The 22,064-nt window shown below is 67.5% G+C and carries 21 protein-coding genes; 4 read left to right on the forward strand and 17 right to left on the reverse strand.

From position 1 onward, the window contains the following. Positions 1 to 32 precede the first annotated feature (32 nt). The 11 genes from coaD to WFH00_RS05330 form a co-directional block, all read right to left on the reverse strand. Positions 33 to 524 (reverse strand): pantetheine-phosphate adenylyltransferase, encoded by a 492-nt coding sequence (coaD, locus tag WFH00_RS05280; protein ID WP_336659598.1) that lies wholly within the window; start codon positions 522 to 524, stop codon positions 33 to 35. A gap of 85 nt (positions 525 to 609) precedes the next feature. Next, positions 610 to 1,575, reverse strand: coding sequence for a siderophore-interacting protein (locus WFH00_RS05285; RefSeq protein WP_336659600.1), 966 nt, complete (start codon positions 1,573 to 1,575; stop codon positions 610 to 612). Continuing rightward, the gene (locus WFH00_RS05290) at positions 1,572 to 2,552 is read right to left on the reverse strand and encodes an ABC transporter ATP-binding protein (protein WP_336659602.1); all 981 of its coding nucleotides are present in this window, start codon (positions 2,550 to 2,552) and stop codon (positions 1,572 to 1,574) included. The genes WFH00_RS05285 and WFH00_RS05290 overlap by 4 nt, the downstream gene beginning before the upstream one ends. Further along, entirely contained in the window at positions 2,549 to 3,649 is a 1,101-nt protein-coding gene (locus WFH00_RS05295) for a FecCD family ABC transporter permease (protein WP_336659603.1), read from the reverse strand. Before WFH00_RS05295 ends, WFH00_RS05290 begins: the two co-directional genes overlap by 4 nt. Beyond that, entirely contained in the window at positions 3,646 to 4,671 is a 1,026-nt protein-coding gene (locus tag WFH00_RS05300) for a FecCD family ABC transporter permease (RefSeq protein ID WP_336659604.1), read from the reverse strand. Before WFH00_RS05300 ends, WFH00_RS05295 begins: the two co-directional genes overlap by 4 nt. Beyond that, the gene (locus WFH00_RS05305; protein WP_336659605.1) at positions 4,668 to 5,726 is read right to left on the reverse strand and encodes an iron-siderophore ABC transporter substrate-binding protein; all 1,059 of its coding nucleotides are present in this window, start codon (positions 5,724 to 5,726) and stop codon (positions 4,668 to 4,670) included. Before WFH00_RS05305 ends, WFH00_RS05300 begins: the two co-directional genes overlap by 4 nt. 98 nt (positions 5,727 to 5,824) lie before the next feature. Beyond that, positions 5,825 to 6,511, reverse strand: a complete 687-nt coding sequence (locus WFH00_RS05310; protein ID WP_336659606.1) for a response regulator transcription factor — start codon at positions 6,509 to 6,511, stop codon at positions 5,825 to 5,827. Continuing rightward, positions 6,508 to 7,908: a sensor histidine kinase gene (locus tag WFH00_RS05315; RefSeq protein WP_336659607.1), complete on the reverse strand. Its 1,401-nt coding sequence runs from the start codon at positions 7,906 to 7,908 to the stop codon at positions 6,508 to 6,510. The genes WFH00_RS05310 and WFH00_RS05315 overlap by 4 nt, the downstream gene beginning before the upstream one ends. Before the next feature lie 64 nt (positions 7,909 to 7,972). Further along, positions 7,973 to 8,920, reverse strand: a complete 948-nt coding sequence (locus tag WFH00_RS05320) for an ABC transporter permease subunit (RefSeq protein ID WP_336659608.1) — start codon at positions 8,918 to 8,920, stop codon at positions 7,973 to 7,975. A 31-nt stretch (positions 8,921 to 8,951) separates the two neighbouring features. Further along, positions 8,952 to 9,869, reverse strand: a complete 918-nt coding sequence (locus tag WFH00_RS05325; RefSeq protein ID WP_336659609.1) for an ABC transporter ATP-binding protein — start codon at positions 9,867 to 9,869, stop codon at positions 8,952 to 8,954. A 131-nt stretch (positions 9,870 to 10,000) separates the two neighbouring features. Next, positions 10,001 to 12,184: an ATP-dependent DNA helicase RecG gene (locus tag WFH00_RS05330; RefSeq protein ID WP_336659610.1), complete on the reverse strand. Its 2,184-nt coding sequence runs from the start codon at positions 12,182 to 12,184 to the stop codon at positions 10,001 to 10,003. A gap of 43 nt (positions 12,185 to 12,227) precedes the next feature. Between WFH00_RS05330 and WFH00_RS05335 the strand changes: the two genes are divergently transcribed. The 4 genes from WFH00_RS05335 to WFH00_RS05350 all read left to right on the forward strand — a co-directional run bounded on the left by WFH00_RS05335 (position 12,228) and on the right by WFH00_RS05350 (position 16,128). Beyond that, complete coding sequence (locus WFH00_RS05335) at positions 12,228 to 12,833, forward strand: RsmD family RNA methyltransferase (RefSeq protein ID WP_336659611.1); 606 nt, start codon at positions 12,228 to 12,230, stop codon at positions 12,831 to 12,833. A gap of 170 nt (positions 12,834 to 13,003) precedes the next feature. Beyond that, positions 13,004 to 14,026: a glutaminase A gene (gene glsA / locus WFH00_RS05340; RefSeq protein WP_336659612.1), complete on the forward strand. Its 1,023-nt coding sequence runs from the start codon at positions 13,004 to 13,006 to the stop codon at positions 14,024 to 14,026. Continuing rightward, entirely contained in the window at positions 14,019 to 15,662 is a 1,644-nt protein-coding gene (locus tag WFH00_RS05345; RefSeq protein WP_336659613.1) for an MFS transporter, read from the forward strand. The genes glsA and WFH00_RS05345 overlap by 8 nt, the downstream gene beginning before the upstream one ends. A gap of 91 nt (positions 15,663 to 15,753) precedes the next feature. After that, positions 15,754 to 16,128: an META domain-containing protein gene (locus tag WFH00_RS05350; protein ID WP_336659615.1), complete on the forward strand. Its 375-nt coding sequence runs from the start codon at positions 15,754 to 15,756 to the stop codon at positions 16,126 to 16,128. A 175-nt stretch (positions 16,129 to 16,303) separates the two neighbouring features. Here the strand turns inward: WFH00_RS05350 and WFH00_RS05355 are convergent, their stop codons facing one another. The 6 genes from WFH00_RS05355 to WFH00_RS05380 form a co-directional block, all read right to left on the reverse strand. After that, positions 16,304 to 17,350: a hypothetical protein gene (locus WFH00_RS05355; RefSeq protein ID WP_336659616.1), complete on the reverse strand. Its 1,047-nt coding sequence runs from the start codon at positions 17,348 to 17,350 to the stop codon at positions 16,304 to 16,306. Between the two features lie 35 nt (positions 17,351 to 17,385). Further along, entirely contained in the window at positions 17,386 to 18,027 is a 642-nt protein-coding gene (locus WFH00_RS05360; protein WP_336659618.1) for an ATP-binding cassette domain-containing protein, read from the reverse strand. Next, positions 18,024 to 18,950, reverse strand: coding sequence for a hypothetical protein (locus WFH00_RS05365; RefSeq protein WP_336659619.1), 927 nt, complete (start codon positions 18,948 to 18,950; stop codon positions 18,024 to 18,026). The genes WFH00_RS05360 and WFH00_RS05365 overlap by 4 nt, the downstream gene beginning before the upstream one ends. Before the next feature lie 227 nt (positions 18,951 to 19,177). Continuing rightward, the gene (locus WFH00_RS05370; protein ID WP_336659620.1) at positions 19,178 to 19,795 is read right to left on the reverse strand and encodes a hypothetical protein; all 618 of its coding nucleotides are present in this window, start codon (positions 19,793 to 19,795) and stop codon (positions 19,178 to 19,180) included. Positions 19,796 to 19,890: 95 nt separating this feature from the next. Further along, the gene (locus tag WFH00_RS05375) at positions 19,891 to 20,193 is read right to left on the reverse strand and encodes a hypothetical protein (RefSeq protein WP_336659621.1); all 303 of its coding nucleotides are present in this window, start codon (positions 20,191 to 20,193) and stop codon (positions 19,891 to 19,893) included. A gap of 385 nt (positions 20,194 to 20,578) precedes the next feature. Next, on the reverse strand, positions 20,579 to 22,045 hold the full coding sequence (locus tag WFH00_RS05380) for an NAD-dependent succinate-semialdehyde dehydrogenase (RefSeq protein ID WP_336659622.1): 1,467 nt from the start codon (positions 22,043 to 22,045) through the stop codon (positions 20,579 to 20,581). Positions 22,046 to 22,064 lie beyond the last annotated feature (19 nt).

Here is a 22,064-nt window from a genome sequence, read left to right on the forward strand (position 1 = left end):
CGGCTGTCAAAGCCCGGGGCGCCACTCCCCGCTCAGGCCGGCCGTCGCCGCTCCAGGAAGCGCGCAACCGCCGACGGCACGTAGAGGCTCACGTCGCCACCCATCTCCGACACCTGCCGCACGAGCGTGCTCGACACGTGCGCATGCGCGGGGTCCGGCAGCATGAACACCGTCTCGACGTCGGCGAGGCTGCGGTTCATGATGGCCATCGGCGTCTCATACGACACGTCGATCTGGGAGCGGATCCCCTTCACCAGCACGGACGCGCCGACCTCGGTGCAGTAGTCGACGAGCAGCCCCACGGACCACGACGCTACGGTGATGTTCGACGGCGCGTTCGCGTCCGCGAGCGACTGCTGAATCAACGAGGTGCGCTCCGAGATCGGCAGCATCGCGGACTTTCCCGGATTGTGCACGACGAGCACGTGCACCTCATCGAAGATGCCGGCGGCCCGCAGGATCACGTCGAGGTGCCCCATCGTGACGGGATCGAAGGAGCCGGGAACCACAGCGATATTCGTCATGACTTCAGCCTAGAGGTGAGGGGCGCGGGTTTCGCTGATTGTTTGCACTGCGGAATGCGGATCGGACGCTGCATCTCTCCGAGCATCAGTTCTCGGATCGCCCGCGGCGCCAGTACCCCATGAACGCGACGAACCGTCGATCGATTCCCCGCTCGGCGACGAGGTGGCGGCGGATCGCCTTGATCGCTCCCGCCTCCCCCGCGAGCCAGGCGTACCCCTCGGACTGCCGCGCATCGCTGTCGAGCGGCGCGCCGGTGAGCTCGTCCATCCCGGGCACCTCCCAGAGCACCTCGCGGTCGACGTCGATCTCGCGCAACTCGTCCCCACTGAGGGGCAACACATGCGGATCGGCCGGCGCGCCGGGGAACACCTCGTCGAGGGCTCGCACCGCGTCCACGAGCGCCGCGCCCGGCTGGGCGGGATCCCGCTCGAGCACGGTGAGCTTCACGGTGCCCGCGGCGATCAGAGCGTCGGCGCAGAGGAGCGCGGCATCTTCGCGATCCGCCACCTCGAGAATCACCCTGGCGCAGTCGCGAGACTCGAGCGTCACGAGAATGCCCGCGATCGCCGGGAGTGAGGTTTCGTCGCCGACGATGAGGAACCGCCGGGCGTCGCGGGGCGGGATCCAGCCGAGCGCTCGATTGGGCCCGTCGAAGGCGGCGTCGGGCCCGACGATCCGTAGCACATCGCCCGCCTTCGCGGTCTCGGCCCAGCTCGAGGCCGGACCGGGATCCGCGGTATGCCGTGCGAAGTCGATCGTGAGGCGCGTGTCGGCGCCGCTACCCGAGATGCTGCGCGGCGTGTAGGTGCGCATCGGCGGCCGCTCCTCGTCTGGGAGCGCGGCCCACGCCTCGTACCATCCGGTCTCGCCCGGGAACTCGGGTACCTCCCCGAGTCGGTTCGGCAGGAGGAGCTTCACGCGCTGGTCGATGCCGACGAAACCGAAGCTCGCGAGGTCCGCGCCCCCGAGCACCACGCGCACGAAGTTCGGGGATGGGCGGCTCACGTCGACCGCGGTTACGTCGAAGACCCGATAGGCGTTCAGGCTCATGCGGCGTTCTCCTCTGTGCTCGTTGCTTTTCTGACGGGAGCGGGTCCGGTGGGCGCGGGGCCGGTTGGCGCGGGTCCGGTGGGCGCGGATTCGACTGAAGCGGATCCGTCTGGAGCGGAATCGGCTGGAGCGGATTCGGCTGGAGGCGACGGTTCCCCACCAGACGCCGCGGGAGCCGACTCGACCGGCCGCGGCGAACCGAGTGGCACCACCATCGGCGTTCCCGCGACGGGATCCGGCACGACGATCGCGGCGAGCCCGAAGACGTCAGCGATGAGTCGATCGGTGACCACCTCTGCCGGGGGTCCTTGCGCGATCACGCGGCCGTGCCGCATTGCGATGAGATGATCCGCGTACCGCGTCGCGAGGTTGAGCTCGTGCATGACCACGACGATCTGCGTGCCGCGTCGGCGCTGCAGGTCGACGAGCAACTCGAGCAGTTCGACCTGATGCGCGAGGTCGAGATACGTCGTCGGCTCGTCGAGCAGCAGGATGTCCGGCTCCTGGGCGAGGGCCATCGCGATCCACGCGCGCTGCCGTTGGCCGCCCGAGAGGGAGTCAATCGGGCGATCCACGAACGGTTCCAGGTGCGTCAGCGCGATCGCCTCGGCGACCACCTCGTCGTCGCGCCCGTGGCGTCGCCCGAACCACTCGCGATGCGGGGTGCGGCCGCGGTCGACGAGTTCGGCGACCGTGATCCCTTCGGGCGCGATCGGGGCCTGCGGCAGCAGTCCGATCACGCGCGCGACCTGCTTCGTGCGCATGCGGTGGATCGGCTCACCGTCGAGCAGCACGGCGCCGTCCCGCGCGGGGAGCAACCGAGCCAGCGCCCGCAGTAGCGTCGATTTGCCGCAGCCGTTCGCGCCGACGATCATCGTGATGCCGCTTTCGGGGAGCGCGAGGTCGAGATCCGCGATCACGGGTTCGGCGTCGTACCCGACGGTCAGGCCGGTGGCGGCGAGGCGATGCGAGGTCATACTCGGGTCCTCCCTCTCATGAGCAGAACAATGAGGAACGTCGCGCCGATGGCGCCGGTGATGACGCCGACCGGCAGCGGCGCGGGGAAGGCGTGCTGGGCGACGGCGTCGGCGAGGAGCACCACGATCGCGCCGACGAGCGCCGCGGCGATCGGCCTGGATTCGGTCCGCCGAACGAGCCGCGCGGCCACCGGGCCTGACAGGAACGCGACGAACGCGACCGGCCCGGCGAGCGACGTCGCGACCGAGATGAGCAGTACGGCGAGCACGATCAGGAGCATGCGCTCCCGCTGTTCGCGCACGCCGAGTGCCCGGGAAGTATCGGGGTGCAGGGCCAGCAGCGGCAGACGGCGGGCGGCGATGAGGCCCACGATGATGAGAGCGAGCAGGATCGGGCCGACCGGCCGCACCTGATCCCAGAGGCTGCGCGAGAGCGACCCCGACATCCACACGAGCGCCTCCTGCGCCTGCTTCACGTCGGTGCGCGTGAGCGCGTAGGCGATGACCGCTTGCAGACCGGCGCCCACCGCGACGCCGGCGAGCACGAAGCGCATTCCCGAGAGCCCGCGCCGCCATGCCACGGCCCAAATGAGGAGAGCCGCGCCGAGTGCCCCGACGGTGGCAGCGAGCATCACCGACGTGCCCGACGCGGCAAAGAATGCGATGGCGACGACGGCGGCAGCGCTCGCACCCGAGGAGATGCCGATGACGTCGGGGCTCGCGAGCACATTGCGGAGCAGCGTCTGGAACATGATGCCGCCGAGCCCGAAGGCGCAGCCGACAAGGATCGCGCCCAGCGCGCGCGGCGCCCGGATCGTGACGACCGAGAACGAGACGCCCGGCACGCGTTCGCCGGTGAGCGCGGCGAAGACGTCGGCCGGCGGCGTGAATCGAGTGCCCCACGTGAGCGTGAGCGCGGCGAGGGCGAGGACGAGCACGGCAAGCACGACGATGAGCCCGGCGTCGCGAAGGGCTCGCCGGCGCCGGTCGTGGCGGAGGCGGTCGGGAACGACACGCTCGGCAGAACGAACGTCGGCAAGCTGGCTTGCGGGACGACGGGCCTTCTCGCGGCGGCGCAGCGTCGCGAACGCACTCATACGCCGACCATCCTTCCGCGTCGCAGCAGCACGATGAAGATGGGCGCGCCCACGGCCGCGGTGACGAGCCCGACCTCGAGGATGCCGGGGCGCGCGATGAGACGCCCGATGATGTCGCACGCGAGCAGGAAGGCGGCGCCGACGGCGGCAGAGAGCGGCACGATCCGCCGATAGTCCGTACCCGCGAATGCGCGCACCGCGTGGGGCACCGCGAGTCCGACGAAACCGATGGGGCCGGCGAGCGCGGTCGCGGTGCCGCAGAGGAGCACCACCGCGGCCGCGCTCATCACGCGCACCAGCCCGACGCGCACGCCGAGCCCGCGGGCGGCGTCGTCGCCGAGGGCGAGCGCGTTGAGCTTACCTGAGCAGAACACGGCGACCGCGAGGCCGAGTACGAGGAATCCTCCGAGCTGAGCGAGGGTCTGCGGGGGCGCCCCGGTGAGGGAACCGAGCTGCCAGAAACGGTAGCGGTCGAGGGTCGCCTCGTCCGCGATCACGATCGCGGCGATGCCCGAACCGGCGAGCGCCGTGATGGCCGCACCCGTGAGCGCCAGCGTCACGGGCGTCGCTCCACCGGGGCTCGCCGCCGCGGCGCCGTAGCCGAACGCCACGGCCGCCGCCGCCCCGGCGAACGCCAGCCACACCACACCGAAGGGCTGCTGCACGCCCATCACCGACATGCCGAGCACGACGAAGAGCGCCGCGCCCGCATTCACACCGAGGAGGCCCGGATCGGCGAGCGGGTTGCGCGCCATACCCTGCATGAGCGCACCTCCCACCCCGAGGGCCGCACCCACGAGCAGACCCGTGATCGCCGTCGGCACTCGCGAGAGCACCGCCGCCTGATCGGTGGAGTCAAGCTCGGGAGCGGAGAACGCCGCCCAGACCTCTGCGATCGGCACACTGCGCGCGCCGATCGCGAGCGACAGCAGCACCGCGGCGCCGAGCAGAGCGGCGGCAAGCACCGCCGGGGCGACGACCGAGCGTCGCCTCCTCTGCGCGGTCTCCGCGGCGACGGTCACCGGACGTTCGCCGCGGCCTCGTCGAGGCGATCCGTGAGCTCGTCGATCGCCCACGGGATCGACAGCACCGAGGGCGAGGAAAGCGCCATGAGCAGGTCTTCGTCGTTGATCAGCGCGACGGTGCCGTTCGCTACGGCGGGAATCTTGCTCAACAGCGGGTCCTTCTCCATCGTCGAGAGGTCGCCGCCCTGCACGAACATGATCGCGAGATCCGCGTCGAGCTTGTCCGCCTCCTCAGCGCTGATGCTGAAGACGAAACCGTCCTGATTCTCGGAGAGCTCGACGACTCCCGGAGCAATCGTGAAGCCGAGGTCCTCCAGGAACTGCACGCGCGTGTCCGCGGGCGTGTACACCTGAATCTTGCCGAGATCCTGGGCGTCGACCCACGCCACCATGGCGGTCTTCCCCTCGAGATCGGGGTGCTCGGCGAGGGCGTCCGAGATCGTCTGCTCGGCCTCGGCCACGAGATCCTTCGCCTCGGTCTCCTTGCCCAGCGCCTTGCCGACGAGCTCCGTGGTCTCACGCCAGCCGGTGCCGTAGGGCTGATCGGGGTACGCGACGGTCGGCGCGATCTCGCTCAGCGTCGAGAAGTCCTGATCGGAGAGGCCCGAGTTCGCGGCGAGCACCACGTCGGGCTCGGTGTCGGCGATCGCCTCGAACGGCACGCCGTCCACCTCCGAGTAGAGCGGCGGCACCTCAGCGCCGGCCTCGTCGATCGCGTCGCGCACCCACTCGAGCAGGTTGTCACCATCGGTGTCCCCGTAGGCCTGCTCCGGCATCCCCACCGGCACGAATCCGAGTGCGATCGACACGTCGGCGCTTCCCCAACCAACAGCCGCCGGCCGCTCAGGCTGGGCTTCGATCGTGGTCTCCCCCAGCGCATGCTCGATCGTCACGGGGAACGCGCCCGCGTCCGCGGAGTCCTCTGTCGCCCCGGACCCTTCCGCCGCATTCGAGCTGCCGGCGCAGCCGGTGAGGAGCAGCGCGAACACGGCGACACCGCCGAGGGCTGCGCGTCGGGCGGCGGGGCGGGAATGCTTCAGGTACGGGCGCAACGGAACTCCTTGGTTCGAATCATCAGACTTTAGGAAGCTTACACTTCGTACGATGTTGTCGCGAGAGTTTTTCGGGCCGCCGGGCGGCGCCATGCCCGCTACAGCCCGTGCTGCTTCGCGAAGATCACCGCGTGCACCCGATCGCGCAACTGGAGCTTCGCGAGTACGCGCCCCACGTGCGTCTTGACCGTCGACTCCGACAGGAAGAGCTCCGCGCTGATCTCTGCGTTGTTCTTGCCCTCCGCGATGCGGCGCAGCACGTCGAGCTCGCGTTCCGTCAGCGCCCCGAACGCGTCATCGAGACCGCCCGCGCTGGACTCCTCGGGGTCGAGCAGCGTCGCGTTGCCGCCGCGGAGCTGTTCGAGCAAGCGCCGCGTCACGCTCGGGGCCATCGTCGCGTCGCCCGCGGCCACTCTCCGAATCGCATCGACGAGCTCGGTCGGGCGAGCGTCCTTCAGCAGAAATCCGCTGGCGCCGGCGCGGATCGCCCCCGTCGCGTACTCGTCGAGGTCGAAGGTGGTGAGCACGATCACGCGCACTCGCGGGAAGCGCTCGACGACCGCGCGGGTCGCGTCGATCCCGTTCATGCCCGGCATCCTCACGTCCATCAGCACGATGTCGCAACCGTCCGGCTCGAGGCTCTCCATCGCTTGCAGTGCCTCCGCGCCGTCAGACGCCTCAGCAACCACCTCGACCCCGGGCTCCGCGAGGAGCACCAGGCGGAAGCCGGTGCGGATGAGTTCCTGGTCGTCGACCAGCATGACCCGAATGGTTTCGTTGCTCATCGCATGTTGTCCCTCGTGCTCAATTCGTCTTCGCGCTCAGCGTGTTCTGACCCGCGCGCCTCGGCGTTGACGGGAAGCTCGGCCCACAGCCGCCAGCCGTCACCCTCGGCAGCGGGTACCGCGCCCGATTCGATCCGCCCGCCGAATACTCTCGCCCTCTCGGCGAGCCCCGCAAGGCCCCGGCCCGATCCAACGCCGGAGACGGGCGACGGCCGGCCCAGGGCGGGCCCGAAGTCCCGGACGAGCAGCGTCGTGCGGGATTCGTCGCGCTGCAGCTCGACCTGCACCCGCGCACCCGTGCCGGCGTAGCGCAGCACGTTCGTGAGCCCTTCCTGCGCGATCCGATAGATCGCAAGATCCTGCCCGCGGTCCCCCGCCGCGTCACCGGAGACGGAAAGCGCCACGTCGAGGCCCGCCTCCCGAAAACCCTCGACGAGCTCGGGCAGGTCCTCGACCCCCGGCTGCGGCAGCAGCGCCGCTTGCTCATCGGGCGCGTGCAGCGCCCCGAGCAGCCGGCGCATCTCGGCGAGCGCGGTGCGCCCCGTCTCGGCGCTGCGCTGCATCGCGTCCACCGCGGCCTCGGGCGCGGCGGCTGCAGCGCGTGCCGCCCCCTCCGAGAGCGCGATCATCACGGAAACGGAGTGCGCCACGATGTCGTGCATTTCCCGCGCGATCCGCGAACGCTCCTCCGCCACCGCGAGCTGGGCGAGCTGGTCGCGTTCCCGCGCGAGCTGGTGCGCCCGGTCGATGATGGCCGCGAGGTAGCGGCGCCGGTTGCCGAGGTTGATGCCGAGCATGAGCACCGCGAGCAACCAGATCGCGCCCATGACGGTGATGGTGACGAACTCACCCACGCTGGTGACGGCGCTCGATTCGGCGACGAACACATCGACGGGGTTGGCGCCGCCCAGACTGCCGGTCCCCCGCAGGAGCGCGACGCCGGATTGCAGCGCTCCCCCGACGACCGCGATCCCGTAGCCGAGCCACCCCGCCGCCACGCTGCGGTAGACCGGAACCGCATAGACGAGGAACATGAGGGCGACCCCGTTCGCCACCGCCTGAATGCCCTGCTCGCCGAACGTCACGACGACGATTGCGATCAGCCCCGCGAGCGGGAATCGCCTCCGGAACAGCAGCGCCGCGGCGATCACCAAGATGCGAGCGATCGTGATGAGCACCCACGGCCAGGTGAGCTGCAGCGGCATGCCGCCCCACTCGCCCGCCTGCGCATCCTCGTTCCAGCTCCACGACGTCATGACGTCGAGCACAATGCCGAACGCGCTGCCGATGAAGTACCAGACGACGATCGTGACATCGACCGCGCGCGGGTGCGCCGCCATCGCCCGCCGGATCACCCCGGGCGGGTTCGGGAGGCGCACCTCGGACGCAGGCGTCATACGGTTCACCCTAACTGTCGAGCTCCGGGCGCAGGCCACGCGAACGCGGCCGATCCCACGTACCTCACTTCGCGTCGCGACGAGCGAAGAGCACCGCCGCGGGGGCGACGAATACGACGACCCAAGCTCCCATCGCTGCGAACGCGCCCCAGAAGGTGAGCGGATCGGGCCCCGTGGATTCTCCCATTGCCGGGTCGACGGCCGCGCTCGTGGTCGACTCGCTAATTCCCGCGCCCATCACCTGGCCGAGCTGCGACGGCAGGAACCGAGCGAGCTCCGAAACCCACTCCCACCCCGTCATGCTGAGCAGCTCGAAGGCGATGGGCAGCACGAACACGAGGCCCGCGATCACCGCGATGCCGCCGGCCGTCGAACGCAGCAGCGCCGCGACGCCGAAGGCGAGGAGCGCGGTGAGCACGAGGTAAGCCACCGCCCCGAGCGCGCCGGAGATCACCATCCCGTTCGCGAGCTGCGGCGCCGCGTCCGGGTAGCAGAGCACTGCGGCAGCAAGCCCACCTGCGGTGAGCACGATGGCAGCGACGCCCGCGACCAGCGCGAGCACGAGGCCCTTCGCGAAGAAGACCGGCCAGCGCTTCGGTACCGCGGCAAGCGTCGACAGAATCATGCCGCTCGAGTACTCGCTCGAGATCGAGAACACGCCCAGCACGCCGAAGATGAGGGCGAGGAACGGGGTCGCCACGGTCGCCACCAGCATGAGGTAGCTTCTGAGCCCCGCGTCGTCCGTGGTCAGAAACCCCATCCCGCCACCGGTCGCCGCATCGCGCAGTTCGCCGCTGAACACGATCGCGACCAGGGCGCTGAGTCCGATCCCGAACAGCACCGTGATGCCGAGCGTGAGCTTGATGCTGCGGAGTGAGAAGAGCTTGATGCGCTCCGATTTCACGACGCCGCCGAAGGTGGCGCGACGGGTGACGGAGGGGCGCGGCGACGCGGCGGCCGGGCGCGGATCAGCGGCGGCTGCGCCGCCCGCGGAAGTCAGTGTGGAAGTCATGTGTATCTCGTTTCGTTGCTTCGATAGCGGATCAGCGCGCCTGCGGTGCGGCGTACTCGACCTCGCCGCGCGTGAGTTCGAGGTAGGCGTCTTCGAGGCTCGCCCGGATCGGCGTGAGCTCGTGCAGCGAGACGCCGTGCATCGCGGCCAGGTCGCCGATCTCGGCGGAGGACACGCCCTGCGCGGTGAAGCCCTCGTCTCCGAGCGGCTCGAGCGCGACGTTCGGACGCGCTTGCATGAGCACCGACGCGAATCGGGCTGCCTGCGGGCTGCGCACGGTGACGCGCTCGGCTCGACCCGTCGCCGTGAATTCGCCGATCGGCGCGTCAGCGACGACCTTGCCGCGGCCGAGCACGATGACGTGGTCAGCGGTCTGCGCCATCTCGCTCATGAGGTGACTCGAGAGCAGCACGGTGCGGCCCTCGGACGCGAGGTGGCGCAGCAGCTGCCGCACCCAGAGCACGCCGTCGGGGTCGAGCCCGTTCACCGGCTCGTCAAGGATGAGCACCCGCGGATCCCCCAGCAGTGCGGCCGCGATGCCGAGGCGCTGCCCCATCCCGAGAGAGAAGCCGCCGACGCGGCGGTGCGCGACGCTCGACAGCCCGGTCTGCTCGAGCACCTCTGTCACGCGCTGATCAGGAATCCGGTGCGTCGCCGCAAGCGCACGCAAGTGGCTTCGTGCGCTGCGGCCGGGGTGCACGCCCTTCGCGTCGAGCAGCACGCCGACCTCCGCGAGGGGCGCGGGCGCGTCGGCGTAGCGTTCCCCGTTGACGGTGACCGTGCCGGCGCTCGGCCGATCCAGCCCGACCATCAGGCGCATGCTCGTCGACTTGCCGGCGCCGTTCGGGCCGAGAAAGCCGGTGACCTGCCCGGGTCGAATGGTAAAGCTGATGTCGTCGACCGCGGTCTTGCCCCGGTAGCGCTTCGTGAGACCTCGCGCCTCGATCATGTTTCCTCCGTCTTCGTCGTGATCACACGAGCGCTGCGTGCGCATCGTGCGGTGACAGTTCCACGGTAGGTCTGAGTGCGCTTCGCACGCATCGCTCCCCGGGATGACGAGGATGGTACTGAGGTACCGTTCTACGACTTCGCGAGGTTGTCGAGCACACCGGCCTCGTGCTCACGAGCAACGATCGCGGCGAGCTCGGGGGCAGACTCCAGCTCGGGATCGCGCTCGAGCATCTCTCGCGCGAGTTCGCGGGCGTGCGCGATCAGCGGCCCGTGCTCGGCGACCCGAAGGAGGCGAAGCGTCGAGCGTCCGCCCGACTGCGCAGTGCCCAGGATGTCGCCCTCGCGGCGCAGTTCGAGATCGACCTCCGCCAGCGCGAAGCCGTCGGAGGTCGCCGCGATGGCCTCGATGCGTTCGCGCGCAAGGGACCCGGCTTCAGCCCGCGTCATCAAGAGGCAGAGGCCCGCGTGTTCGCCGCGCCCCACCCGGCCGCGGAGCTGGTGCAGCTGCGAAATACCGAAGCGGTCGGCGTCGCACACGATCATGATGGAGGCGTTCGGCACGTTCACACCGACCTCGATGACCGTCGTCGCGACGAGCACGTCGATGTCACCCGAGGCGAAACCTCGCATCGTGCGGTCCTTCTCGTCCGACGGCATTCCGCCGTGCAACCCCGCGACTACGGCGCCTTGAAGTTCCGGCTTCGCGCGGAGCTCCGCGATCGTCTGTTCGACGTTCGCAATTCCCCGCTCCGCGGCGCCCTCCGCTTCTTGCTCGGACTCCCAGTCGTCCTCGGTCTCACCCGGCGCGATCGCGGGGCACACCACGTAGATCTGCCGACCGGCCGCGACGTCTTCGCCCGCGCGCGCCCACACGCGCGCCGCCCGATTCGGCATCTCGATCTCGGGCACCGTGAACGTCTCGATGCCCTGGCGCCCCGGCGGCAGCTCCCGGATGGTCGTGACCTCGAGATCGCCGAAGGCCGTCAGCGCGACGGTCCGCGGAATTGGTGTCGCCGTCATCGCGAGCACGTGCGGCTGCGAACCTTTCTGCCTGAGCGCCTCGCGCTGCTCGACACCGAAGCGGTGCTGCTCGTCGACGACGATGAGCCCGAGGTCGAGAAACGTCACCCCCTCGCTCAGCAGCGCGTGAGTGCCCACCGCGATGTGCGCCGCCCCCGAGACGAGCGCGAGGAGCACGCGCTTGCGCTCGGCCACGGGCATGCGACCGGTGAGCAGCACGGGGTTCAGCTCGGCGCACAGCTCGGGCCCGAGCGCCTCGACGATCGACCGATAATGCTGCGACGCGAGCACCTCGGTCGGCGCGAGCAGCGCGCTCTGCCCGTCGGCGTCGGCGACCTGCAGCATCGCGCGAAGGGCGACGAGGGTCTTGCCGGAGCCGACCTCGCCCTGCAGGAGACGGTGCATGGGGTGCGGAGCTGCGAGCTCGGCCGCGATCGTCGCGCCCGCACGCGACTGGTCGCCCGTGAGCGCGAACGGCAGCGCCGCGTCGAACCGTGCGAGCGCGCCACCCTCGAGGCGCGGCTGCCGCGGAGTGCTCGGCTCGAGCCCCGCACGCCTTCTGCGGTCCAGCAGCGAGAGCTGCAGCTCGAAGGCCTCGCGGAACCGGAAGCTATCGCGCGCGCCGCGCCAGTCAGCGTCGTGCTGCGGGCGGTGGATTCGCTCGAACGCGAGGCCGAGCGCGAGCACGCCCTCCGATTCGCGCAGCTCGGTCGGCAACGGATCGATCACCTCGCCGAGGGCGTCGAGCGCCAGCCCGACCGCGCTCCCGATGGTCCATGTCGGCAGCTGAGCCGTCGCCGGGTAGATCGGCACGGGCGTCTCCGCCCACGCCTTCGCCGCTGCCTCGTCGAGCTGCTCGGCACCGGGCGCGTCATCGCGGTTGTCGAAGAGTTCGTAGACCGGGTGCTGCAGCTGCAGCGCGCCCCGATACTCGCTGACCTTGCCGGCGAAGAGGCCCCGCTTGCCGGGGAGCAGCTCTCGCGCGCGCCACTCCTGGTTGAAGAAGGTGAGCGTGAGCGTTCCCGTGCCGTCGGTGATCCGTGCTTCGAGCAGCTTGCCGTTGCGGCGCTGCATCTGCCGCTGGCGCACGTCGAGCACCTGAGCGACGACCGAGATCTGCTCACCCACCGGAAGGCCGCTCAGCGGGGTCAGCTCGCCGCGCCTCGAGTAGCGCCTCGGGAAGTGCAGCAGCAGGTCGCCCACCGTTCGCATGCCGAAGGCCTGTTCGAGCGGCTTCGCCGTGCGCGCGCCGACCACGCCCGGGAGTGGCGTGCTGAGGGTCGCGCGAGACATGTCTCCAGCGTATCGCCGACCTCCGACGCGCTACGCTCGAGGCGTGACGAGAATCATTGCGGGGGCCGCCGGATCCCTGCGCCTCGATGTGCCGAAGGCGGGCACCCGTCCGACGAGCGATCGCGTGCGCGAGGCGATCTTCTCGACACTCGGATCATGGGACCTCATCGAGGGCACCCGCGTACTCGATCTCTATGCGGGCTCGGGCGCGCTCGGCCTGGAGGCCGCGAGCCGCGGCGCGAGCTCGGTGACGCTCGTCGAGAAGCACCCTCCGGCCGCCGACGTGGCGCGTCGCAACGCGCGCACCGTGCAGAAGGCGTTCGCGAAGGCGACCGCCGAGGCCCCCGAGATCGACGTCGTTCGCCAGTCAGTACAGGCCTTTCTCGCTGCGTACGCGGAATTGGACTCGGCACAGCCTTCCGGGCGGAGCTGGGACGTCGTGATGCTGGATCCGCCGTATGACCTTGCCGAGTCAGAGCTCGCCGAGAATCTCGTCGCCCTCGCGCCGCTCGTCGCCGAGGGCGGGGCCGTGCTGGTCGAGCGCAGCAGTCGCTCCCCCGAGCCGCGATGGCCGGGCGGGCTCGAGCCGATTCGCGAGAAGCGGTACGGCGAGACCGTGCTGTGGTGGGCCGAGCCCGTCGCGGAATAGCGATCCGATTTCCCTGAGACGCGGCTCCCTCCCTGTCCTCCGTGCGCCGCGCGCCCCGCTCGCCTTCGGTCCTCGTATAGGGAAGAAAAAGCAGATTCGCATCTTCCCATGAGTGAACCTCAGGCGTATCGTGCGACGTATCGGTGCACTCCATAGGGGGAGGAGATCGAATGTTCGAACACGATGCTCTCGGAGTTGCGCAGCAGGTCTCGACGGGCTCGTTGCCCCCGCCCCCGATCGTGCAGAGAATCGTCGATGAGGCGCACGCGCGATACACGGGTCTCGGAGAAGGCACCGTCGCCGACTACATTCCGGAGCTCGCCGAGGCGGATCCCGCAGCATTCGGCCTCAGCGTGGTCGGGGCCGACGGCGCGCTGCACGAGGCGGGCGAGACCGGCATCGCTTTCTCGATCCAATCGATCTCGAAGGCGTTCGTGTTCGCGCTCGTCTGCGACGAGATCGGGCACGCCGCAGTCCACGAGCGCGTCGGCGTGAACAACACGGGCCTCCCGTTCAACTCGCTCATTGCGATGGAGCTGAACGACGGGAGCCCGATGAACCCGATGGTCAACGCCGGGGCGATCGCGACGACGGCCCTGATTCCCGCGGCGTCATCGGACGAGCGCTGGGAGCGGGTGCGCCAGGGCCTCTCCCGGTTCGCGGCGCGAGAACTCACCGTCGACGAGGTCGTGTACCGCTCCGAGACCGCGACGAACCACCGCAACCGCGCCATCGGCAAGCTGCTGCAGAGTTACGGGCGGCTCGATCCCGATCCCCTCGAAACCGTCGACGTGTACACGCGGCAGTGCGCGCTCTCGGTGACCGCGCACGACCTCGCCGTGATGGGCGCGACCCTCGCCGACGGCGGCGTGAACCCCATCACCGGCGAACAGGTCGTCTCGTCAGAGGTGTGCCGCGACACGCTCACGGTGCTCGCGTCGTGCGGGATGTACGAGCGATCCGGAGAATGGCTCTTCGAAATCGGGCTCCCGGCAAAATCGGGCGTCTCCGGCGGCGTCGTCGCCATCTCACCGGGGAAGGGCGGCATCGGCGCCTACTCCCCGCTCCTCGATGCGGCGGGCAACAGCGTGCGCGGGCAACGCGTGTGCGCGCACCTGTCGCGCTCGCTCGGCCTCAACCTCTTCGCCTCCGCACGAGGCGGCGCTTCCGGATCGGAGGAATCCCATGAGTAACCCGTCCACGCACGTTCGTGCAGCATCCGACACCGCACCCAGACGTTCCTGGGCGCCGATGGTCGGGCTCTTCCTCGCCCAGGTGCTAATGTCGTTCAACGTCGCGGCGCTCCCCATCTCGCTCGGCGGAATGGTCGAAGACTTCGGCGTACCGCCGACCGTGGCGAGCACCACCATCGTGGTCTACGGCATCGCGGTCGCGGCGCTCGTGATGACGGGCGCGAAGCTCGGGCAGCGCGTCGGCTGGGTGCTCATCTTCCGCATCGTCGTCCTGGTCTTCGCGGGGTCGTCGCTCATGATGATCCTCTCCCCGACCGTCGAGTGGGCGATCACCGGCCAGGTGCTCGCGGGGGCCTCCGCCGCGATCATCGTGCCGGCGCTCGTCGCGCTCATCGCCGAGAACTACGAGGGAGACCAGCAGGCCACGGCGGTCGGCTCCCTCGGGTCGGCGCGGGCCTTCTCGGGCGTCAGCGCGTTCCTCATCGGCGGCACGCTCGGCACGCTCGTCGGGTGGCGTCCGGTGTTCGGCATCACGCTGCTACTCGCGGCGCTCGTGTTCGTCCTAAGCTTCCGGCTGCGGAAGGATCACGGCAACTCCGCGATCAAGATCGACCTCATCGCCTCCCTCCTCATCGGTGTCGGCATCGTGCTCCTCACCCTCGGCTTCAACAACCTGAACGGCTGGGGGATCCTCTTCGCCGAACCGGGCGCCCCGTTCAGCATCTTCGGTTTCTCCCCCGCTCCCCTGCTCGTGGTGATCGGCCTGATCTTCGGGCAGGCGTTCTTCTTGTGGACCAACGGCCGGGCAGCCCGCGGCAAAGTGCCGCTCGTCGACCTGAGCGTGCTCAAGGAGCCCACCGAACGCGCCGCCGTCTACGCCATGTTCATCATCGTGGCGATGGAGGCTGCGGTGAACTTCACGGTACCGACGTACATCCAGGTCGTGCAGGGCCGCACACCGTTCGACACCTCGCTCGCGATGATGCCGTTCAACCTCACCGTGTTCGTCACCGCCACGCTGATCGTGCGCTTCTACAAGCGCTACACCCCCCGCACCATCGCACTCTTCTCGTTCGGCCTCACCACGATCGCGCTGCTCTGGCTCGCGTTCGTCGTCAACAACAACTGGGAGACCTTCCCGACGATCATCGGCCTCATCGCCTTCGGCATCGGGCAGGGCGCGCTCGTCACGCTCGTCTTCAACGTGCTCGTCACCGCCGCTCCGACGCACGCGGCGGGCGACGTCGGCTCGATCCGCGGCACCGCGCAGAATCTCGCATCGGCAGTCGGCACCGCGGTGATGGGTGCGGTGCTGGTGACCACGTTGGGGCTCGGGATCGGCAGCGCCGTTGCCGACCACCCCGATCTGCCGCCGGAGCTCGTCGCCCAGGTCGACCTCGACAACGCCAACTTCGTGAGCAACGATGAACTGCGTTCATTGCTTTCGGCGACGACCGCGGATGACGCGCAGGTCGAGGCGGCGATCGCGATCAACGAGGAGCAGCGCCTCCGGACGCTGAAGCTCGGCTTCCTGCTGCTCGCGGGCGTCAGCGCGTTGGCCGCAATTCCCGCGTCCCGACTGCCGCGCTATCGGCCGGAGGAAATTCCGGCCGGCGCCGTGGGCTCCGAGGACTGAGCGCGGGGCGGCGCCTCGAGGTCGCGCCCCGCGCGGCGCTCCGCCCGATCCGCACCCGCTTTTCAGTACCCGCATCGAAAGGAATCACGCTATGTACCGTTCACTCCGACGCACCGCCCTGGCACTCTTGGGCACCGCCTGCCTCGTCTCTCTCGCGAGTTGCGCGAGCGGCGATTCGGCCGCGGTCGCCGCAACCTGGGGTGACGAGGGCAGCCCAGGAATGCCGTTTCTCACGATCGAGGAGGACGGCTCGTTCTCAGGGAGCGACGGGTGCAACCGCCTGACTGGGACCGCCGAGATCGACGGTAACTCGATCGACTTCGGCGAAGTCGCAACCACGCTCATGGCCTGCGAAGACGTCGACACCTGGCTGGCTGATCTCGCGACGGCCGAGGTGTCTGGCGACGAGCTCGAGGTCAGCGACGTCGACGGAGACGTGATTGGGACGCTGAGCCGCGCGTCGTAGGCGAATGTCCTCTCGCGACCGTTACGGGCGTGCGCCAGCAAAGCCGTCCCTCAGCAAAACCGCTCGTTCATGTTCCAGAACGAAATTGCAAAGTGTGGCATCGGGCAGCAGGGCACACAGGCTTCGACTCTTACACCTTCAGGGATTCTGTACTCCATTTCTCGACCGAAGGCCGCTAACTCCTGTTCTGAAAGTACATAAAGAGCGCGCGCTCTCGAATCGTGAACACAGCCGCGATGACGCCACCCAGCGCACCGATTCCTCCGAGCACGATAATCCGCGAGGCCGCATCCATGAGCGACTCGAGCGAGCCTCTGTGAGTCACCGCAACGACCCATGCGGCGCTGCCGACGACGACGCTTGCGAGGAACACCCACACGCTCTGCTGCAGAAGCTGAATCGCCACGAGCGCACGCGTTGAGACACCCGCGTGAAGCGCCGAGGCGATTTCGAGCCTTCGAGTACGCACTGCGAAAAAGCCGAGGGACACGCCAATGAGGAGCGAAACGTAGCTAGTGAACCTGCTCAGACGATAAGCGAACTGGTGAGCACCATCGAAACTTGCGCCGAGAGTGGTGTTCCACTGGGTCAGCTGCGCCGGCTCCACATCCGGGTCGGTGCTGGGAATGACGACCGAGTTGAGGAGCGACAGCGCCTCAGGGTGCTCGGGCCAACTCTTCACCCAGCATTGATCGTACGGAGCTTCTTGCACGACGTCTGGATATACGGCAGAAAATCCGATGCCCGTGGATCTTCCGTCGTCGGGATGGGGAAATACTCCGGCGATCGTGAGCTTCCCAGAGTTCGTACCTATGGGAATGCCTCCTGATCCAAGAAGCTCCACCACCTGTTCGCTGACGAGAGCTCCGGCGCCCGTCGCGGGACGTCCTTCTGAGTCCGTCGCGGCCAGAACCGCAGCAATTCCTGGAGTAGCGATCCACTGCTCGAGAGGCACTGACTTCATGGCTGAGATCTTCAGCTGGGTGGGTTCGGCGCGGAAGGCGGCACTCTGCATGTCGTGCTCGCGCGACAGCGCATCGCACGCCGCCCCATCGATTCGCGACGGAGCGTTCACAATGCGAGTATTCGCACCCGCTGATTGAAATGCAACTGCCTCATCTATAATTCCTATGATCGAGAACAGCTCGTACATGACCAGCAGTGCGGTGAGCGCGACGAATGCGATCCAGAGCATGAGCGTGCGCGATGCGCCGCTTTCCATGTCCCTTTTGGCCTCACGGAAAACTCCGGCAGCTTTCACGAACTGACCTCGCTGCAATGAGTGACATTCGTGCGATAGCGTGCGAGATCAACTTGCCGGTCACAGGCGTTCGCCGTGTCGGGATCATGCGTCGCGATGAGCACGGTGCTTCCCTCCGACCCGAGCGCCGCGATCGCACTGTTCACGTTTGCCGCACTCGCGCGATCCAGCTGCGCAGTCGGCTCATCGACGAGCAGCAAGTCCGGCTTGTAGGCGAACGCCCTCGCGAGCATCAGTCGTTGCGCTTCGCCACCAGAGAGCATCGCGAACGGTCGACGATCTCGCAAGTAGGGCAATCCGACTCGGTCGCACAATTCGCCCGCCTGCGCGTCCGCCGACGAGGGCCGCACACCGCTCGCGAGGAGCGGGAGAGACACATGATCGATAGCTGACCTGCGTGCGACTCCGTGGGGGTTTTGAAACACCCATTGCACGCGGTGCAGCCCCTCTCGTAAGACCTCGCCTTCTTGGGGCGCAAGCCACCCAGCGATGACCGAAAGCAACGTACTCTTGCCGCTCCCGCTCGGGCCAGTCAACGCACATCGCTCACCGGGAAGCACAGTCTCGTTGACGCCGCGAAAGAGCCAAGGATTCGCGGCGCTAAAGCGATGCCCGAGACCTCGAAGTTCAAGCGTCATGGCGCCGAGCACGATTCTGGTTGCTGTCCGGGCGCGTGAACTCGTGCGGGCATCTCTTCTGCCTCTTGAGCAGGAAGCACGTAGGTCTTCCCCAGACGTGAGCCGACGATCCTTACCGTGATGGTGCCGCCCGTGAATGCGACGCAGCCCACATCTTCGACCGCTTCGTACACGGTCGACGCGGGCACCGCCCAAGCGGATTTCGAGGATTTGAGCGCAAGTTCTCCAATCAGCGAGGGGCCGGCCTCCGCCCGTTCTTCTCCGCTGGCACTCGCGGCAGAACGGATCGCTCGGTAGTCCGCGGACTCTGCAATGGCAGCGAGTGATTCCGGCGCAGACACGACACCCGTCTTATCCATCGGAACCTCGAGCCCGGCGACTCTCAGCACCCGAGCCCCCGACACGAGATCGTCCGGCATCGGCGTCAGACGAGCGGCCGTCAGAGCACCCGCAATCGTCCCGAATTCGTCTCCGGCTGTCACCTCGTCCGCGATGGCCCCGCCGCACTTCAACATTGTGACTGCGGGGGCTGGAATCCACATGATTTGCTCCGCGGGAACCTCTTCTAGCTTCGCAGGGGGCACTTCTGCATCGGCGGAGAACAACGCATCAAGCACGTCGAGAACCGCCTGATTCGCGGGCCCGGTCTCCATGAGATCCGCGCCCATCCGAATCAATTCTCGCCGAAGCGCGTCAACCTCTGCTCCCTCGTCACCCGGCTCCAGTGACTTCCAGAGAGGAACAGCCGTACTGAGGGCGAGCACGCGTTTGCCGCTCACCTCTGCAATCACATGGCCGGAGTGGATCTCTGATCCTGCTGCGCACGACGTTCCGGTCACCCTACCTTCGAGGGGGAATGGGAGGACCTTGTCCTCGCCAATCTCCAGAGCGAGCTGCACGGTGCGCTTATCATCAAAGCTCACTTCCTCAACATCAAATGAGGTCGTGGCGGCTGCCTCCGCGAGCGATGGAGGTACCTGACTGGGCACGAGGTATTGCCCTGCGGCAACGCCCACGACAAGAACTGCGACGGCTCCGATGAACAGGATGGCTACAGCGCCACCCCTTCGCGGACCTGATTGACGCGACAATCCTCGATTCTCCGAGCGCGCGGAGCCGAGAATCTGACGCAGTTTCGGCTTCCGAAGAGTCATTGATCTTGGTACGCATGCAGCGGGTCATTTTGGCACGTTTCCATCTTGGTTCGGACTTCTTCGCCGGGCGGTTCATACAAAAACTCGGGGGGATACATCTCATTAAGCGCGCCAGCGTTGAGTTCCTCGAGAGTGAATTCGGGAGGCACGACCCCTGCCCGGATGAGACAATCGACTTGAGTCTGCTCAGTGACTTCTCTTCCCGGGTCCCGCTTGGCCATGAAGTACAAATGCGCAACAACTGACTCGCCCGTGGAAGTCGTGCACTCGCTTATGCGCTCTTGCAGGTCTTCGTTTGCTACGCGCGCAGGGTCGCCCTCCAAGCTCGAATTTCCGTACTCGTCATAACCTTTGAAGGTGATCCCCTGAGGCTCTAGGCAAGCAACAAGGTCCGCACTCACCGCTTGGAACTCGGCTTCCGATATTTTTCCGTCGCGCAAGTACTCCTTGACCTTCGCGTCTTCGAGTTGCTCATACGATTCCTTGAACTCGGCCGCATAGGGCCCGGAAAAACTGGCCTCGGCGTCACTCTTCTCGTTCGCCACATCTGCGCCGCCGCACCCGGTGAGGAGCAACACCGTGGCGATCGCAATGCTCGCGTTCAGCTTCTTCATGTGAAATCACCCTTGGGTTACAAGCCCGGCTCGCGTCTACGCTTCCATGCGCGATCCGGGCACAACGTACTAGATGCGTTAAAATTCCAGCCTCTTTACCAGTTGATGCCCTGCCAGTTCTGCGTCGGGTGGCGCTTCATTTGCACATTGGCAACAACAACCCAATGGTCGAAGTTGAAGCGGTTAACCGCGGCGCCCTGTTGCAACACCAGATTCTTTAGCTTGGAGGGATACTTATTGGGTGTGAAAGCCGTCCAATTGACAGTGCTGCTCACCCCGTACTGCCAATAACCGTCGTGAATGAATTGGCTGGCAGCATTAGCGGTGCCCGCGCCGCTAACGGCGAGCCCCACAGCAAGCACTGCGGCTCCGGTCATCTTTGCGAATTTGTGCTTCATACGATCTCCTTTGAACATTGGTGCCGCCTATTTCCTGGTGGGGTGTCAGTTCTCTCGTGCCCTTCTCTCGACGAACATCAAGACCTAACGGAGCTAAACGTGTCATTAACCAATGGGGTTTCGCCGCCTTTTTTCAAGGTTTGCAGTGTTTGAAATCTCTTTCCCCACGCTTTACCCTGAGGGACCGGTATGCGCGTCCCGGAGACCCGACTTCAGCGCGACCACCGCGCTTCACTCGAAAGGAACACATCGACGGACTACGACGTGAAACAGCCGCGACGCGCAACCCGGTATGCGGTGGCGAGCGTGGGCAAAAAGAATCGGCGCGATCCCCCGCTACTCAGTGAGTGCGGAGGATCGCGCCGATCCCGAAACGCTTGCCCGTTTAGCGGGGCAGCAGCGTGTACTTCGACGAGAGGAACTCGTGGATGCCCTCGAAGCCGCCCTCGCGCCCGATGCCCGACTGCTTGACGCCACCGAACGGAGCCGCCGCGTTCGACACGAGCCCGGTGTTCAGGCCCATCATGCCGGTCTCGAGCTTCTCGATCATGCGGTGACCGCGACCGATGTTCTCGGTGAAGACGTAGCTCACGAGACCGTACTCGGTGTTGTTCGCGATCTCGACCGCCTCCTCCTCGGTGGAGAAGCGGATGATGCCGAGCACCGGCCCGAAGATCTCCTCGCGCATGATCGCAGCCTGCGGGGTGAGCTTGTCGATCACGGTGGGCTGGAAGAAGTAGCCGGGGCCGTCGAGCGCCTCTCCACCGGTGAGCACGGTCGCGCCGGTCTCGACAGCGTCCTGCACGAGGCGAGCGGTGTTGGTGACCGCCTTCTCCTCGACGAGCGCGCCGATGTCGTTGCCTTCTTCGGCGCCGCGTCCGATGGTCATCGCGGCGACCTTCTCGGCGACGCGACGCGCGAACTCGTCAGCAACTGACTCGTGCACGATGATGCGGTTCGCCGCGGTGCAGGCCTGGCCCACGTTGCGGAACTTCGCGAGCATCGCGCCCTCAACGGCCTTATCGAGATCCGCGTCCTCGAAGACGATGAACGGCGCGTTGCCGCCCAGCTCCATCGAGGTGCGAAGCACGTTCTGCGCGGCCGCCTCGAGCAGCTTCACGCCGACCGGCGTCGAGCCGGTGAACGAGAGCTTGCGCAGGCGCGTGTCGGCGAGCAGAGCGCTCGACTGCGCGCTCGACTTCGACGTTGCGACCACGTTCACGACACCTGCGGGCAGGCCCGCCTCTTCGAGCAGCTGCGCGAAGAAGATCGTGGTGAGCGGGGTCAGCGCCGCCGGCTTGATCACGACGGTGCAGCCCGCAGCGAGCGCCGGAGCGATCTTGCGGGTCGCCATCGCGAGCGGGAAGTTCCACGGGGTGATGAAGTAGCAGGGGCCCACGGGCATCTGCGAGACCATCATCGTGCCGGTGCCCTCGGGGTTCTGGCGGTAGTCACCGGGGACGCGCACGGCCTCCTCGGAGAACCAGCGCAGGAACTCGCCGCCGTAGTTGACCTCGCCACGAGCCTCGGCGATGGGCTTGCCCATCTCCATGCTCATGAGGAGCGCGAACTCTTCCTTGCGCTCCATGAGGAGGTCGAAGGTGCGACGGAGGATGTTGGAGCGCTCACGGCTCGGCGTGGCCGCCCAGCTGGCCTGCGCGTCCACCGCGGCGTCGAGCGCGCGCACGGCGTCCTCGACGGTCGCGTCTGCGATCGACTTGATGACCTCGCCGGTTGCGGGGTCATGCACGTCAAGGGTGTTGCCGGAGCTCGAGGGCTCCCACTTGCCCCCGATGCCGAGGCCGGACTCCACGCGGTTGAGCAGTTCCTGCTCGTTCGGCTTCAAAGCCATGTTCGGTGTCCTTTCGAAT

This window comes from Leucobacter sp. USHLN153 (assembly GCF_037145615.1).
In the GTDB taxonomy this organism is placed as follows: domain Bacteria; phylum Actinomycetota; class Actinomycetes; order Actinomycetales; family Microbacteriaceae; genus Leucobacter.